16 protein-coding genes are annotated in these 13,918 nt (G+C 63.6%); 8 read left to right on the forward strand and 8 right to left on the reverse strand.

All coding sequences use genetic code 11. From position 1 onward, the window contains the following. Positions 1-33: 33 nt before the first annotated feature. Together CAF92_RS22885 and CAF92_RS22890 are read right to left on the reverse strand one after the other, a co-directional pair. Positions 34-1,524 (reverse strand): pitrilysin family protein, encoded by a 1,491-nt coding sequence (locus CAF92_RS22885; RefSeq protein ID WP_085602010.1) that lies wholly within the window; start codon positions 1,522-1,524, stop codon positions 34-36. Next, complete coding sequence (locus CAF92_RS22890) at positions 1,517-2,872, reverse strand: pitrilysin family protein (protein WP_085602011.1); 1,356 nt, start codon at positions 2,870-2,872, stop codon at positions 1,517-1,519. Before CAF92_RS22890 ends, CAF92_RS22885 begins: the two co-directional genes overlap by 8 nt. A 230-nt stretch (positions 2,873-3,102) precedes the next feature. Between CAF92_RS22890 and ftsY the strand changes: the two genes are divergently transcribed. The 4 genes from ftsY to rpoH all read left to right on the forward strand — a co-directional run bounded on the left by ftsY (position 3,103) and on the right by rpoH (position 7,273). Then, positions 3,103-4,614, forward strand: coding sequence for a signal recognition particle-docking protein FtsY (gene ftsY, locus CAF92_RS22900; RefSeq protein WP_085602012.1), 1,512 nt, complete (start codon positions 3,103-3,105; stop codon positions 4,612-4,614). 2 nt (positions 4,615-4,616) lie between these two features. Continuing rightward, on the forward strand, positions 4,617-5,288 hold the full coding sequence (gene ftsE, locus CAF92_RS22905) for a cell division ATP-binding protein FtsE (RefSeq protein ID WP_013974630.1): 672 nt from the start codon (positions 4,617-4,619) through the stop codon (positions 5,286-5,288). Further along, positions 5,285-6,307 carry a permease-like cell division protein FtsX gene (ftsX, locus tag CAF92_RS22910; protein ID WP_046613551.1) on the forward strand — a complete coding sequence of 341 codons (1,023 nt, stop codon included), beginning with the start codon at positions 5,285-5,287 and terminating at the stop codon, positions 6,305-6,307. Before ftsE ends, ftsX begins: the two co-directional genes overlap by 4 nt. A 111-nt stretch (positions 6,308-6,418) precedes the next feature. Further along, the gene (rpoH, locus tag CAF92_RS22915; protein WP_046613550.1) at positions 6,419-7,273 is read left to right on the forward strand and encodes an RNA polymerase sigma factor RpoH; all 855 of its coding nucleotides are present in this window, start codon (positions 6,419-6,421) and stop codon (positions 7,271-7,273) included. A 183-nt stretch (positions 7,274-7,456) separates the two neighbouring features. Here rpoH and mtgA read toward each other — a convergent pair whose 3' ends face one another. After that, positions 7,457-8,167 carry a monofunctional biosynthetic peptidoglycan transglycosylase gene (gene mtgA / locus CAF92_RS22920; protein ID WP_046613549.1) on the reverse strand — a complete coding sequence of 237 codons (711 nt, stop codon included), beginning with the start codon at positions 8,165-8,167 and terminating at the stop codon, positions 7,457-7,459. Between the two features lie 64 nt (positions 8,168-8,231). Between mtgA and CAF92_RS22925 the strand changes: the two genes are divergently transcribed. The 4 genes from CAF92_RS22925 (at position 8,232) to trmB (ending at position 10,486) form a co-directional block, all read left to right on the forward strand. Next, on the forward strand, positions 8,232-8,603 hold the full coding sequence (locus CAF92_RS22925) for a DUF423 domain-containing protein (RefSeq protein ID WP_046613548.1): 372 nt from the start codon (positions 8,232-8,234) through the stop codon (positions 8,601-8,603). A gap of 102 nt (positions 8,604-8,705) precedes the next feature. Further along, positions 8,706-8,906, forward strand: coding sequence for a sulfur carrier protein ThiS (gene thiS, locus CAF92_RS22930; protein WP_003257817.1), 201 nt, complete (start codon positions 8,706-8,708; stop codon positions 8,904-8,906). 53 nt (positions 8,907-8,959) lie between these two features. After that, positions 8,960-9,754 (forward strand): thiazole synthase, encoded by a 795-nt coding sequence (locus CAF92_RS22935; RefSeq protein ID WP_013974625.1) that lies wholly within the window; start codon positions 8,960-8,962, stop codon positions 9,752-9,754. A gap of 9 nt (positions 9,755-9,763) precedes the next feature. Continuing rightward, complete coding sequence (gene trmB / locus CAF92_RS22940) at positions 9,764-10,486, forward strand: tRNA (guanosine(46)-N7)-methyltransferase TrmB (protein WP_085602013.1); 723 nt, start codon at positions 9,764-9,766, stop codon at positions 10,484-10,486. A 253-nt stretch (positions 10,487-10,739) separates the two neighbouring features. On the opposite strand, the gene CAF92_RS22945 is transcribed toward trmB, so the two are convergent. The 5 genes from CAF92_RS22945 to metW are packed head-to-tail and all read right to left on the reverse strand — an operon-like array spanning position 10,740 to position 13,918. After that, on the reverse strand, positions 10,740-11,066 hold the full coding sequence (locus tag CAF92_RS22945) for a DUF3392 domain-containing protein (protein WP_003257821.1): 327 nt from the start codon (positions 11,064-11,066) through the stop codon (positions 10,740-10,742). A 9-nt stretch (positions 11,067-11,075) separates the two neighbouring features. Next, the gene (hemW, locus tag CAF92_RS22950) at positions 11,076-12,251 is read right to left on the reverse strand and encodes a radical SAM family heme chaperone HemW (protein ID WP_085602014.1); all 1,176 of its coding nucleotides are present in this window, start codon (positions 12,249-12,251) and stop codon (positions 11,076-11,078) included. Next, the gene (gene rdgB, locus CAF92_RS22955) at positions 12,248-12,844 is read right to left on the reverse strand and encodes an RdgB/HAM1 family non-canonical purine NTP pyrophosphatase (RefSeq protein ID WP_046613545.1); all 597 of its coding nucleotides are present in this window, start codon (positions 12,842-12,844) and stop codon (positions 12,248-12,250) included. The genes hemW and rdgB overlap by 4 nt, the downstream gene beginning before the upstream one ends. Beyond that, entirely contained in the window at positions 12,841-13,275 is a 435-nt protein-coding gene (locus CAF92_RS22960) for a DUF4426 domain-containing protein (RefSeq protein WP_046613544.1), read from the reverse strand. The genes rdgB and CAF92_RS22960 overlap by 4 nt, the downstream gene beginning before the upstream one ends. Positions 13,276-13,297: 22 nt before the next feature. Then, a complete protein-coding gene (gene metW, locus CAF92_RS22965; protein WP_015272149.1) occupies positions 13,298-13,918 on the reverse strand; it encodes a methionine biosynthesis protein MetW in 621 nt (206 codons plus the stop codon).

Below are 13,918 nucleotides of genomic sequence, written 5' to 3' on the forward strand. Positions count from 1 at the left end.
GTTGCGGGCGGGCGGGAGGGGTGGATCTTGGCATTAGTGCTCCGGTACCCCGAGCGGCTGCTCGGAGGGCTTGTCAGTGGGGGCAGGCAGCGGCTTCTGTGGCACTTTCGGGCCCACGGTGACCATCACCAGTTTATCCGCTGACAGGTGTTTGTTCATGGCTGCCTTGACCTGCTCGACCGTGAGTGCCTGGGACTGCTGCATGAAGTCCTCCAGCCAGGTCAGTGGCAGGTTGTAGAAACCGATGGCGCCCAGTTGGCCGACGATGCTCGCATTGCTTGCATTGGACAGTGGGAAACTTCCGGCCAACTCGCGCTTGGCGTCGTCCAGTTCTTGCTGGGTAGGGCCGGTCTTGAGGTAGTCGGCGAGAATTCCCTGCACCAGCTTGAGGGTGCCTTCGCTCAGCTCGGCACGGGTTTGCAGGTTGATCATGAACGGGCCCCGTACCTGCATCGGGCTGAATGCCGAGTACACGCCGTAGGTCAAGCCGCGCTTCTCGCGCACCTCGCTCATCAATCGGGTACCAAAGGCGCCACCACCGAGAATCTGGTTGCCCAGCGACAGCGCTGGCCAATCCGGATCCTGGCGGTCGATACCTAATGCGGCGAGCATCAGGTGAGTCTGTGACGACGGAAAATCGATGTGGTTGAGGCTCGGGTAGGTTTCAGCGGGTTGTGCCGGTGCTGCCAGTGCCGGGCCCTTGGGCAGGCCGGCGGATACCTGGGCAGCTATGCCTTCGGCCTCGCTACGGCTGAGGTCGCCAACCAGGGCAATGACCGCATTGCCGCCAGTGTAGGCCTTGGTATGGAAAGCGCGCAGCTGTGCCAGGCTGATGGCATTGATACTCTCGGCGGTGCCATCGCTCGGGTGTGCGTAGGGGTGGTCGCCGTAGAGGTTGGCGAACAACGCCTTGCTGGCGACCTTGCCGGGGTTCTGCTTCTCGTATTCGAAGCCGGCCAGCATCTGGTTCTTGATGCGCTTGAAGGCGTCCTCGGGGAAGGTAGGCTTGCCGGTCACCTCGGTGAACAGCTTGAGTGCTGGCTCGCGCTTGTCCTTGGCGCTGAGGCTGCGTAGCGAGGCCACGGCCATATCGCGATAGGAACCGTTGCCAAAGTCGGCGCCCAGGCCCTCGAAGCCTTCGGCGATGGCAGTCACGTCCTTGCCGGCCACGCCCTCGTTGAGCATGGCGTTGGTCAGGGCGGCCAGGCCTGGCGTGTCGCCATCCTGGCTGCTGCCGGCAGCGAAGGTGACGCGCAGGTCGAACATCGGCAGTTCGCGGGCCTCGACGAACAATACCCGGGCGCCTTCAGCGGTGTTCCAGTGCTGGATGTTCAACTGGCGCCGGCTGGGCGCCTTGCCATCCAGCTCGGCCAGAGACTGCAAGGTGTTGGCCGGGCGTGCCGCGTTGGTATCGGCCTTGGCGGCGTTGTCGGCCATGGCCGGGGCGGCCAGCACCGCTGCCAGCGCCAGGGCGCGAATGCCCGTGGCCAGCAGGGTTGGGCGTGGTGCGCGGCGATCACTCATGAGCGGACTCCTCGGGCAATACATGGGCAACGCTCAGGCGTTCGCGGGTGAAGTAGGTGCGCGCGGCGTTCTGGATGTCCTGCGGGGTAACGCGCTTGAGTTCGTCCAGCTCGCTGTCGATCAGCTTCCAGGAAAGGCCTACGGTTTCCAGCTGGCCGATGGTGGTGGCCTGGCTGCTGATGGAATCGCGGTCGTAGACCAGGCCGGCGATGACCTGGGCGCGTACGCGCTCCAGCTCTTCGGCGCTTGGAGGGGTGGTCTTGAGTTCATCCAGCAGCTGCCAGACGCCTTTCTCGACATCGGCGAGGGTTTTCTGCTTCTGCACGTTCGGCGTGGCCGAGATCAGGAACAGGCTGTCGCCGCGGGTGAAGGCGTTGTAGCTGGACGAAGCACCGGCCACCAGCTCCTGACCACGTTCCAGGCGTGCCGGCATGCGAGCGCTGTAGCCGCCGTCGAGCAGCGCCGAGATCAGGCGCAGGGCATGCACCGTACGCGGTTCCTTGGCAGTGGACAGGCCAGGTACGTTGAAACCGTAGATCAGGCTCGGTAACTGGGTGCGCACGTGCAGGGTCAGCTGGCGCTGGCCTGGTTCGGCCAGTTCGAGCGGCAACTTGGCCGGCGGCACGGCACGTTTGGGGATGCTGCCGAAGTACTTTTGCGCCAGGCCCCTGACTTCATCGGCGGTGACATCGCCGACTACCACCAGGGTGGCATTGTTGGGGGCGTACCAGGATTCGTACCAGTGGCGCAGTTCCTCGACCTTCATGCGCTCCAGGTCGGCCATCCAGCCGATGGTCGGGGTGTGGTAGCCGCTGGCCGGGTAGGCCATGGCGCGGAACAGCTCGAACGCCTTGGCGTTGGGCTGGTCGTCGGTGCGCAGGCGGCGTTCTTCCTTGATTACCTCGATTTCGCGGCTGAACTCGTCGACGGGCAGGCGCAGGCTGGCCAGGCGGTCGGCCTCCAGTTCCAGGGCCACTGGCAGGCGGTCGCGGGCCAGTAGCTGGTAATAGGCGGTGTAGTCGTCGCTGGTGAAGGCGTTTTCTTCGGCGCCAATGTCACGCAGGATACGTGAGGCCTCGCCAGGGCCGACCTTGGCGCTGCCCTTGAACATCATGTGTTCCAGCGCGTGGGACAGGCCGGTCTGGCCAGGGGTTTCGTAGCTTGAGCCAACCTTGTACCAGATCTGCGAGACCACAACCGGGGCGCGGTGGTCCTCGCGCACGACTACTTTCAGGCCGTTGTCGAGGATGAATTCGTGGGTGGGTTGCACATCGGCGGCGAAAGCCGCGAGCGGCAGGCAGAGCGTGCCGAGCAACAGGCCAGCGGCGCGGCGGGCTAGAGCATTCATACGGTGTTTAACCTGTTCGGCGGCCCGCTGGTTTAGCGTCGGCGGGCCAGGAGGTGCTAGGATACTGATCCGGTTGCCTGGCGACCATGCCTGTCGCCGTTCTGGCCCGCAGGACACTAAGACAAAACGTTGCGCATGAACCAGCCGGCTTCAAGATAGTCTGTTCTGCGTAGAGAGAATTCCCGATGCGCCATAGCTGGCCCATCGCTACCCTGAGATAGCCGTCTTCCATGTTTGGTTCCAACGACGACAAAAAAGCGCCAGCCGAGGCTGGTGAGAAGAAAGGCCTGTTCAGCTGGTTTCGCAAGAAACCGCAGCAACCTGTGGCAACGGAAGTGCCCGCGGATGAACCGCCAGCCGTTGAGCAGCCTGCAGCCGCTCCGGTCGAGGGTTCTACCGCCGAAGTGCCACAGGTCCCTGAACCGGTTCAGGCCCCTGCGGCTCCGCCGCTGACAGAACCGCAGCAGGTCGCCGCACCCGTCCAATCCCCGGTGGTCGAGGCCCCTGTCCCCGAACCGGTCGCTTCCCAACCGTTGCAGGCTCCTGAACCCGAGCCGGTCGCGTCCCCGCCGCTGGTGGCACCTGCACCGCATCCGGTCGCGTCAATGCCCTTGCAGGCGGCGCCGGTCGAGCCAGCCCCGGTCGTCGAATCGGCCGCACCGGTCAGCAACCTGGTGCTGCCGGTTGCCGAAGAGCCCGTGGCCCTGGTGCCGGATCTGGAGCCCAAAGCGCCGCCCGCCATCCCGGAACGCCCAGCACCAGAGCCTGCTGCCCCTGTGGCTGCAGCCCCGGTCGCCGCACAGGCCGAGCAGGCCAAGCCCGGCTTCTTCGCCCGCCTCAAGCAGGGCCTGTCGAAGACCAGTGCCAGCATCGGCGAGGGCATGGCCAGCCTGTTCCTGGGCAAGAAGGTCATCGACGACGACCTGCTCGACGAGATCGAAACCCGCCTGCTGACTGCCGACGTTGGTGTGGAAGCCACATCGACCATCGTCCAGAACCTTACCCAGAAGGTTGCCCGCAAGCAGCTGGCCGACGCCGATGCCCTGTACAAGTCGTTGCAGGAAGAACTGGCTGCGCTGCTGCGCCCGGTCGAGCAGCCGCTGGTGGTACAGGCGCAGAACAAGCCCTATGTAATCCTGGTGGTCGGTGTGAACGGCGCCGGCAAGACCACCACCATTGGCAAACTGGCCAAGAAGCTGCAGCTCGAAGGCAAGAAAGTGATGCTGGCTGCTGGCGACACCTTCCGTGCTGCTGCGGTCGAGCAGCTGCAGGTGTGGGGCGAGCGTAACCAGATCCCGGTGATCGCCCAGCACACCGGCGCCGACTCCGCTTCGGTGATCTTCGATGCCGTACAGGCCGCCAAGGCTCGTGGTGTCGATGTGCTGATCGCCGACACCGCTGGCCGTCTGCACACCAAAGACAACCTGATGGAAGAGCTGAAGAAGGTCCGCCGGGTCATCGGCAAGCTCGACGCCGAGGCGCCGCACGAAGTGCTGCTGGTACTCGATGCGGGCACCGGCCAGAATGCCATCAGCCAGGCCAAGTACTTCAACCAGAGCGTCGAACTGACCGGCCTGGCCCTGACCAAGCTGGACGGCACTGCCAAGGGCGGGGTGATCTTCGCCCTAGCCAAGCAGTTCAAGCTGCCGATCCGCTTCATCGGTGTCGGTGAAGGCATCGACGACCTGCGTACCTTCGAAGCCGAGCCGTTCGTCAAGGCTCTGTTCGCCGAGCGAGACTGAACATGATCCGATTCGAACAGGTTGCCAAGCGCTATCCCAATGGTCATGTGGGTTTGCATGAGCTGAGTTTCCGGGCGCGCCGGGGCGAATTCCTGTTCGTCACCGGCCACTCGGGCGCGGGCAAGAGCACCTTGCTGCGCCTGCTGCTGGCCATGGAACGCCCGACCAGCGGCAAGCTGATGCTGGCCGGACAGGACCTGGGCCAGATCAGCAATTCGCAGATCCCATTCCTGCGCCGGCAGATCGGCGTGGTGTTCCAGAATCACCAGCTGTTGTTCGACCGTACCGTGTTCAACAACATTGCCTTGCCGTTGCAGATTCTCGGCCTGTCCAAGGCCGAGGTTGCCAAGCGCGTGGACTCGGCGCTGGAGCGTGTGTCGCTGGCCGACAAGGGCGAGCTGTTTCCTGCCGATCTGTCCACCGGGCAGCAGCAGCGGGTGGGCATCGCCCGCGCCATCGTCCACCAGCCAGCCCTGCTGCTGGCCGACGAACCCACCGGTAACCTCGACCCGCGCCTGGCCGCGGAGATCATGGGGGTGTTCGAGGACATCAACCGCCTGGGTACCACGGTATTAATCGCCAGCCACGACCTGGCACTGATTGCGCGCATGCGCCACCGCATGCTGACCTTGCAGCGCGGCCGCTTGATCGGCGATGGGGAGGCCGGGCAATGAGCACTACACGTACGCCAAAGGTTTCCGAGCGGGTTGCGCCGAAGCCGGCCGACCCGCAACCGGCGAAGAAAAAGCACGACGACGATGACGGCCCGGATTTCCGCACGCTGCTGCATGCCTGGCTGGAAAGCCACCGTGCCAGCTTGGCTGACAGCCTGCGCCGGCTGGGCAAGCAGCCGATCGGCAGCTTTTTCACCTGCCTGGTGATGGCGGTGGCGCTGAGCATGCCCATGGGCCTGTCGTTGCTGCTGAAGAACGTCGAGAAGCTTGGCGGCTCGTGGCAGCGCGCCGCGCAGATTTCGCTGTACCTCAAGCTTGATGCCAGCAGCCGCGAAGGCGAGGCGCTGCGCGACGAGATCAAGGGCATGCCCGGCGTGGCTGACGCGCAGTATGTCAGCCGCGAGCAGGCGCTGGAGGAGTTCCAGCAGCAGTCCGGCCTGGGCGAAGCCCTGCGTGAACTTCCTGACAACCCGCTGCCTGGCGTGGTTGTGGTGACCCCTACCGAAGTTGACAAACCGGCCCTGGAAGCCTTGCGTCAGCGCCTGTCGGAGCTGCCACGGGTGGAAGTTGCGCAACTCGACCTGGTTTGGGTCGAGCGCCTGGCGGCCATTCTCAAGCTGGGTGACCGCTTCGTCTTCGGCCTGGCCGTGATGCTGATATCTGCCCTGCTGTTAGTAATCGGTAACACAATTCGTCTACATATTGAAAACCGCCGTACCGAGATCGAAGTGATCAAGCTGGTCGGTGGCACAGACGCCTACGTACGGCGGCCTTTCCTCTATATGGGCGCACTGTATGGCCTGGGCGCAGGTGTGATCGCATGGGGCATACTGGCGTTTGGCCTGAACTGGCTGAACGAGGCGGTGGTAGGGCTGTCCGGGCTGTACGGCAGCGACTTCGCCTTGGGCGGGGTGCCGGCGTCCGATGGTCTGTCGCTCTTGATCGGAGCGGTGCTGTTGGGGTATATCGGTGCATGGATCGCAGTGGCCCGCCATCTGAACGAGCTGGCGCCGCGATAGTTTTTACGTGCCAGCATTGACAAATTCTTCACTATGGAACTTGTACCGTCGTTCCAGGTCAATGTTGGCAGCGCCCACAAGGCGTGAGTTCTGTAAGTCGGAGGTTCTTGAATGACCACATCGTTGCAACCTGCCTATGCCCTGGTACCCGGTGCAAACCTGGAAGCCTACGTGCACACGGTCAACAGCATTCCGCTGCTGACTGTCGAGCAGGAGCGTGATCTGGGCGAGCGTCTCTATTATGAGCAGGATGTCGAGGCCGCTCGTCAAATGGTGATGGCCCACCTGCGTTTCGTCGTACATATCGCTCGTAGCTATGCCGGCTACGGGCTGGCCCAGGCCGACCTGATCCAGGAAGGCAACGTCGGCCTGATGAAAGCCGTCAAGCGCTTCAACCCTGAAATGGGCGTGCGCCTGGTGTCGTTCGCCGTGCACTGGATCAAGGCAGAGATCCACGAGTTCATCCTGCGTAACTGGCGCATCGTCAAGGTGGCCACCACCAAGGCCCAGCGCAAGCTGTTCTTCAACCTTCGCAGCCAGAAGAAGCGTCTGGCCTGGTTGAACAACGACGAAGTGCACCGCGTGGCGGAAAGCCTGGGCGTGGAGCCGCGTGAAGTGCGCGAGATGGAAAGCCGTCTCAGTGGCCAGGACATGGCCTTCGACCCGGCAGCGGAAGCTGACGACGACAGTGCCTTCCAGTCGCCTGCGCATTACCTGGAAGACCACCGCTACGATCCGGCGGTGCAGCTTGAGGATGCCGACTGGAGCGACAACTCCACCAGCAACCTGCACGAAGCACTGCAAGGGCTGGACGAACGTAGCCGCGACATTCTCTACCAGCGCTGGTTGGCAGAGGAGAAGGCCACGTTGCACGAGCTGGCGGACAAGTACAACGTTTCGGCTGAGCGGATTCGCCAGCTTGAGAAGAATGCGATGAACAAGGTCAAGGCGCTGATCGCGGCCTGATTGAGCCCTGGCTGCAAGGAAAAGCCGCTGGCCCGGATAGGGTGAGCGGCTTTTTTATTGGCTGGGAGATTTTGGGGCCGCTTTGCGGCCCTTTCGCGACATAAGGCCGCTCCTACAAGAGACTGCGATCCCCTGTAGGAGCGGCCTTGTGTCGCGATGGGCTGCGCAGCAGCCCCATAAGGCTCAAAGTTTGCGCGAAGTGTCGAGCTGCATAAGGTAGCTGGGCCCGCCCAACTGGCTCATCTGCCGACGAATCCAGCTGGCCCGGCTGGCTACGTAGGCACTCGGCCGGCTGGCGCTCCACTTGATCGGGCTCGGCAGCACTGCCGCGAGCTGCGCCGCCTGCTGGCGGCTAAGCCTGCTAGCATCGACGCCAAAGTGGTAGCGCGCCGCCGCCTGGGCGCCAAACACCCCTTTGCCCCATTCGGCACTGTTCAGGTAGACCTCGAGAATCCGCTCCTTCGACCAGAACAGCTCGATCAACGCGGTGAACCAGGCCTCCAGCCCTTTGCGGAACCAGCTGCGCCCGGACCACAGGAACAGGTTCTTGGCCACCTGCTGGGTCAGGGTGCTGGCACCGCGAATGCTGCCGCCGCGCTCGTTGTAGGCCAGCGCCGCCTGGATGGCCGGGATGTCGAACCCCCAATGGTTGGCGAACTTCTGGTCCTCGCCAGCAATGACCGCGACCTTGAGGTCATCGGAGATATTCTCCCACGGCTCCCAGTCGCGCTGCAGGTCGATCGGCTCGCCATTCACCCAGGACTGCACCTTGCGCTCGACCATCAGCGCCGTACCGGGTGGTGGCACCCAGCGGAACACCAGCACCAGCACGATGCTGCCAGCAGCGAACCAGAGCAGGGCGCGGGAGAGGCGGCGGAGAAGGGTTGGCAGCATGGCGATGGCTTGGCCGTACGGGTGGAAGGGGCCATTATACAGACCCGATCCAAGGAGTCGTCCCATGCTTCGCAGCTTCCTGATGCTTGCCGCCTTTTTCGGCTTCACCGGTGTCGCCTTGGGTGCATTTGCCGCCCACGGCCTGAAAAGCCGACTGACGGCCGATTATCTGGCGATCTTCCAGACTGGTGTGACCTACCAGTTGGTACATGCCTTGGCCATCTTTGCTGTCGCCGTTCTCTCGGTGCACCTGCCAGGGCGGCTGGTCGGCTGGGCTGGCGGCCTGTTTTCCGTGGGGATAGTGCTGTTCTCCGGTAGCCTGTACTTGCTGACCCTCAGCGGCCTGGGCAAGCTGGGCATCATCACTCCGATTGGTGGCCTGTGCTTCCTCGCCGGCTGGCTGTGCTTGGGCCTGGCAGCCTGGCGGCTCGGTTGACCGAGTGGTCCACAATCGCGACTAATGGCGTGCAGCGCCCTTGGGTTGCGGGGCGGTTCGGCGCTAGAATGCGGGCCCCAAAGAACAATGGTGGCCGTGCGCATGCGCATTCAACTGAACGGTGAACCTTACGAATTGCCCGCTGGCGAAAGCGTCGCGGCCCTGCTGGCCCGCCTGGAGCTGACCGGGCGCCGCGTCGCGGTGGAACTGAACCTGGATATCGTGCCGCGTAGCCAGCACGACAGCACGCTGTTGAATGATGGCGACCAGGTCGAAGTGGTCCACGCCATCGGTGGCGGCTGATTCCGGCCGGCGATTCACCTGCAAGCCCAGCAACCTTTTCCCGAGGAACAACCATGAGCAACGTTCGTAGCGACAAGCCCTTCACCCTGGCCGGGCGTACTTTCCAGTCGCGCCTGCTGGTCGGTACCGGCAAGTACCGTGACATGGAAGAAACCCGCCTGGCTATCGAAGCCTCGGGTGCCGAGATCGTCACCGTTGCCGTGCGCCGCACCAATATCGGCCAGAATCCGGGCGAGCCGAACCTGCTCGATGTGCTGCCACCGGACCGCTACACCATCCTGCCGAACACCGCTGGCTGCTATGACGCGGTCGAAGCCGTGCGCACCTGCCGTCTGGCCCGCGAACTGCTGGATGGCCACAACCTGGTCAAGCTGGAAGTGCTGGCCGACCAGAAAACCCTGTTTCCCAATGTGATCGAAACCCTCAAGGCCGCCGAAGTATTGGTCAAGGATGGTTTCGATGTGATGGTCTACACCAGCGACGATCCGATCATCGCCCGCCAGCTGGCCGAAGCCGGCTGCATCGCGGTCATGCCGCTGGCTGGCCTGATCGGTACCGGCCTGGGTATCTGCAACCCCTACAACCTGCAGATCATCCTGGAGGAATCCAAGGTGCCGGTGCTGGTCGATGCCGGTGTAGGTACGGCGTCCGACGCTACCATCGCCATGGAAATGGGCTGCGAAGCGGTGCTGATGAACTCGGCCATCGCCCACGCCCAGCAGCCGGTGCTGATGGCCGAGGCCATGAAGCACGCCATCGTTGCCGGTCGCATGGCCTACCTGGCCGGCCGTATGCCGAAGAAACTCTATGCCAGCGCCTCTTCGCCGCTGGATGGTCTGATCAAGTAAGAGCCCCTGATGACTGAATCGCACGATACGCCGATCACCACTGACGGCGAAGCCCGCCCGCACCGCCGCATCAAGAGTTTCGTGATGCGCGCTGGGCGCATGACTGAAGGCCAGCAACGTGGCCTGGAGCAGGGCGGCCCGCTGTACATCCTGCCGCTGGCCGACAGCCCGGTGGACTACGACCAGGTGTTCGGCCGTTCGGCGCCGCGCACCCTGGAGATCGGCTTCGGCATGGGCCATTCCCTGCTGGAAATGGCTGCTGCCGCGCCTGAACAGGATTTCATCGGTGTGGAAGTACACCGTCCTGGTGTAGGCGCGCTGCTCAACGGCGTTTTGACCCAGGGCCTGAAGAACCTGCGGGTTTATGACTGCGATGCCATCGAAGTGCTGAACCGCTGCGTGGCTGACAACAGCCTCGACCGCCTGATGCTGTTCTTCCCCGACCCATGGCACAAGGCGCGCCACCACAAGCGCCGCATCGTCCAGCTGGAGTTCGCCGAGCTGGTACGACGCAAGCTCAAGCCCGGTGGCGTGTTCCACATGGCCACCGACTGGGAGCCGTATGCCGAGTACATGCTGGAAGTGATGAGCGCTGCCCCGGGCTATCGCAACCGTGCGGCTGACGGTACCTACGTGCCGCGCCCGGAAGAGCGCCCGATCACCAAGTTCGAGCGCCGCGGCGAGCGGCTGGGGCATGGAGTTTGGGATTTGAAGTTCGAGAAGGTGGATTGATCGGCTGATCGGCCTTTCAATATGCTGATGCCTGCAGAAATGCAGGCGAAAAAAAACCGCCTTGAGAAGGGCGGTTTTTTTATGACTGTGCTCAAGAGCGCTCGGGACTTCTGTGGGAGCGGGCGTGCCCGCGAAACAGGCGACGCGGTGGATGGCACCGGCTTTGCCGGTGTTTGCGGGCATGCCCGCTCCCACAGTGACCGCATGCGCATTTAAATTTTGAGCAAGACAGTTGCTCCTGCAAGGCCGTGGCTCAGCCCCGTCGATCCGCCACCACCCCGATCAGCACCAGTACCACCAGCAACACCGGCGCCAGCGCATAGTTGTTGAACTGGCTCAGCCCTTTCACCACCCAAGGCGTGGCATAGATCAGCGCTGCGCCGCTGCCAATCATAACCAGTAAGGCCATGAACGGTACGCGCAGGGCGCCCGCCAGGCCGCCCAGGCGCTGTTCCACCCAGCCCTTGATATCGGTGCCGAACAGCACCAGCAGGCAGCCTACCAAGGCCAGTGAAATCTCCGACAGGTTGCTGCGGCTCCAGCGAGAAACCGTCGCGAGCAAATCAAGTACCAGATCCATGGGTCATCCTTAGGTCAAGAAATACTGCAGCAGGTCATTGAGGAACAACTGGCCCCTTGGCGTGGCCACCAGTCGATCCGGTTCGACCTGCAAAAGGCCCTTTTGTTCGGCCGCGCGGCGTGCCTCATGCAGTTGTGCCAGCGGCAAACCGGTGCGTTGGGTGAACAGTTCGGCTTCCACCCCATCGGTCAGGCGCAGGGCGTTCATCAGGAACTCGAACGGCAGTTCTTCGACTGGGAGCTGCTTTTCGCCGGCCTTGAACGGCTTGGCCAGATTCAGGTAATCCTTGGGCAGGCGGGTTTTCCAGGTGCGCAGGATACGCCCGTCGGCGAAGGTCAGCTTGCCGTGGGCACCGGCGCCGATGCCGATGAAGTCGCCAAAGCGCCAGTAGTTGAGGTTGTGCCGGGCAGCGCGCCCAGCCTGGGCATAGGCCGAGACCTCGTACTGGCGGAAGCCGTGCTCGGCCATCAGTGCCTGGCCGGCCTCCTGGATGTCCCAGAGGATGTCGTCCTCGGGCAACTCGGGTGGCTGGTTCCAGAACACCGTGTTCGGCTCCACGGTCAGCTGGTACCACGACAGGTGCGTCGGCCCCAGGTCGATGGCCTGGCGCAGGTCACCCAACGCATCGTCGAGCGACTGGTCGGGCAGGCCGTGCATCAGGTCCATGTTGAAGTTGTCGAAGCCGGCGGCGCGCGCCATGCCGGCGGCGCGGACCGCTTCATTGCCATTGTGGATACGCCCCAGCGCCTGCAGTTTGGCTGGCTGGAAACTTTGTACACCAATGGAAAGACGATTGATGCCGGTATGCCGGTAGGCCTTGAACTTGTCCTGCTCGAACGTGCCCGGATTGGCCTCCAGGGTGATTTCGATGTCCGGCGCAAACGGGATACGTTGTTCCACGCCACGCAGCAGCCGGCCAAGGGCGTCGGCACTGAACAGGCTCGGGGTCCCGCCGCCGAAGAAGATCGAGCTGATCGGCCGTCCTTGCACGGCGGCCAGTTCCTGGTCGAGGTCGGTCAGCAGGGCGGCGACGTAGGCATCCTCCGGCAGTTCAGGCCCGGCAGCGTGAGAGTTGAAGTCGCAGTAAGGGCATTTGCGTACGCACCACGGGATGTGGATGTACAGCGCCAGCGGCGGCAGGCTGGTGAAACTTGCCGCGCCGGGGGTGGACAGCGTTTCGATCATGCCAGGCCCAGGCGTTGGCGCAGCAGGGCCATGGCGCGGGCGCGGTGGCTGAGCTGGTTCTTGTCCACAGGGGCCAGGTCGGCGCTGGAGCAGTTGCGCTCCGGTACCCAGAACAGCGGGTCGTAGCCAAACCCGTGCTCGCCACTGGCCTCGAACATGATGCGCCCGTGCCACAGGCCTTCGCACAGGATCGGCAGCGGATCGTCGGCGTGGCGCACCAGTGCCAGGACGCAAACGAACTGTGCGCCGCGCTCGGCTTCAGGCACGTCTTTCAGTGCTTCAAGCAGCTTGGCGTTGTTCGCCGCGTCACCCTTGCCGTCGGCATAGCGCGCCGAGTAGATGCCTGGCGCGCCGCCGAGGAAGTCCACCGCCAGGCCCGAATCATCGGCCAAGGCCGGCAGACCGGAAATGCGAGCAGCGTTGCGCGCCTTGAGGATGGCGTTCTCGACGAACGACAGGCCGGTCTCTTCCGGCTCGACCTGGCTGAACTCGCCGATCGAGCGCAGCTGCACGGACGCGCCGAGCATGGCCTGGAGTTCCTTGAGTTTGCCGGCGTTATGGCTGGCCAATACGAGTTGCTGGAAATTCATCATTCGCCTGGGAACACTTCCTGGTTGAAGCTGAGGGAGTTGCTGATGCCGCCGGTTTCGATATTCAGGTCGAAGGTGACGGTCTCTGCCTGGTCGATCTTGAACTGGGCGATGTAGTAAACCGCGCCCTGTTCGGTGATCTGCTTGAACGACAATGGGCTGCTGCGCCCGGTCAGGTCCTTGACCGTGCCGCTGACCACAGCCGTGGCGGGCTTGTTGGCCTTGAGCACGGCGATGTTGAGTACGCCCTGGTTCTTGCTGCGTACCAGGCCGGTGGCTGCGGCCACCTCCGGTGTCAGCATGCTCGAGGTGAACGCGCTGTAGTGCACCGTCACGTCGCCAAACACTTCCTTGCGCTCGGGGCGGGCAGCATCGGCAGCCAGTACCGGCAGGGCCAGGCACAGGCTGATCAGGAACAGGGCTAGGCGACGCATGGGGTGATTCCTCCGGTGGGCGTCAGACCGCGAGCTGATGTTCTTGCAGGCCCGGGCTGCTGACGCGGTAGATGCCGATCTCACCTAGAAGATTAGGCCAAAGCCGGCCACCCCACCCGTTGCGGTGCAAGTGGTCCACGGCCAGGCGGTCGAGCACCTTTGCGCGGCGCTCGTGGCACAGTTCCTCGAAGTCGGCAAAGGTGCAGAAGTGGATGTTCGGCGTGTTGTACCAGGTGTACGGCATGAAGTCCGAAACCGGCATGCGGCCTTTGGTCGCCAGGTACCAGCGGCAACGCCAGTGGCCGAAGTTGGGGAAGGTGATGATGCACTGGCGGCCCACGCGCAGCATCTCGTCGAGGATGCGGTCAGGGTACTCCACGGCCTGCAGGGCCTGGGTCATGATCACCACGTCGAAACTGTTGCTGGCGAAGTTGCCCAGGCCCTTGTCCAAGTCCTGCTCGATGACGTTGACGCCCTTGGCCACGCAGGCGGCGATGTTGTCGGCGTCGATCTCCAGGCCATAGCCGGTGACCTGCTTGCGGTCGCGCAGCGAGGCCAGCAGTTCGCCGCTGCCGCAGCCCAGGTCGAGTACCCGGCTGCCGGCGGGGATCCAGTCGTGGATGATTTCCAGATCGGCTCTCAT

It is taken from the genome of Pseudomonas sp. B10(2017) (genome assembly GCF_002113295.1).
Classification (GTDB): Bacteria; Pseudomonadota; Gammaproteobacteria; order Pseudomonadales; family Pseudomonadaceae; genus Aquipseudomonas; species Aquipseudomonas pudica.

Bases quoted from the DNA above. Each gene is read 5' to 3' on its own strand.
- trmB (WP_085602013.1), top strand. From the start codon at position 9,764: ATGACTGAATCGCACGATACGCCGATCACCACTGACGGCGAAGCCCGC.
- thiS (WP_003257817.1), top strand. From the start codon at position 8,706: ATGCGCATTCAACTGAACGGTGAACCTTACGAATTGCCCGCTGGCGAA.
- CAF92_RS22890 (WP_085602011.1), bottom strand. From the start codon at position 2,872: ATGAATGCTCTAGCCCGCCGCGCCGCTGGCCTGTTGCTCGGCACGCTC.
- hemW (WP_085602014.1), bottom strand. From the start codon at position 12,251: ATGATCGAAACGCTGTCCACCCCCGGCGCGGCAAGTTTCACCAGCCTG.
- rdgB (WP_046613545.1), bottom strand. From the start codon at position 12,844: ATGATGAATTTCCAGCAACTCGTATTGGCCAGCCATAACGCCGGCAAA.
- CAF92_RS22885 (WP_085602010.1), bottom strand. From the start codon at position 1,524: ATGAGTGATCGCCGCGCACCACGCCCAACCCTGCTGGCCACGGGCATT.
- CAF92_RS22945 (WP_003257821.1), bottom strand. From the start codon at position 11,066: ATGGATCTGGTACTTGATTTGCTCGCGACGGTTTCTCGCTGGAGCCGC.
- CAF92_RS22935 (WP_013974625.1), top strand. From the start codon at position 8,960: ATGAGCAACGTTCGTAGCGACAAGCCCTTCACCCTGGCCGGGCGTACT.
- metW (WP_015272149.1), bottom strand. From the start codon at position 13,918: ATGAGAGCCGATCTGGAAATCATCCACGACTGGATCCCCGCCGGCAGC.
- rpoH (WP_046613550.1), top strand. From the start codon at position 6,419: ATGACCACATCGTTGCAACCTGCCTATGCCCTGGTACCCGGTGCAAAC.
- CAF92_RS22925 (WP_046613548.1), top strand. From the start codon at position 8,232: ATGCTTCGCAGCTTCCTGATGCTTGCCGCCTTTTTCGGCTTCACCGGT.
- ftsE (WP_013974630.1), top strand. From the start codon at position 4,617: ATGATCCGATTCGAACAGGTTGCCAAGCGCTATCCCAATGGTCATGTG.
- mtgA (WP_046613549.1), bottom strand. From the start codon at position 8,167: ATGCTGCCAACCCTTCTCCGCCGCCTCTCCCGCGCCCTGCTCTGGTTC.
- ftsY (WP_085602012.1), top strand. From the start codon at position 3,103: ATGTTTGGTTCCAACGACGACAAAAAAGCGCCAGCCGAGGCTGGTGAG.
- CAF92_RS22960 (WP_046613544.1), bottom strand. From the start codon at position 13,275: ATGCGTCGCCTAGCCCTGTTCCTGATCAGCCTGTGCCTGGCCCTGCCG.
- ftsX (WP_046613551.1), top strand. From the start codon at position 5,285: ATGAGCACTACACGTACGCCAAAGGTTTCCGAGCGGGTTGCGCCGAAG.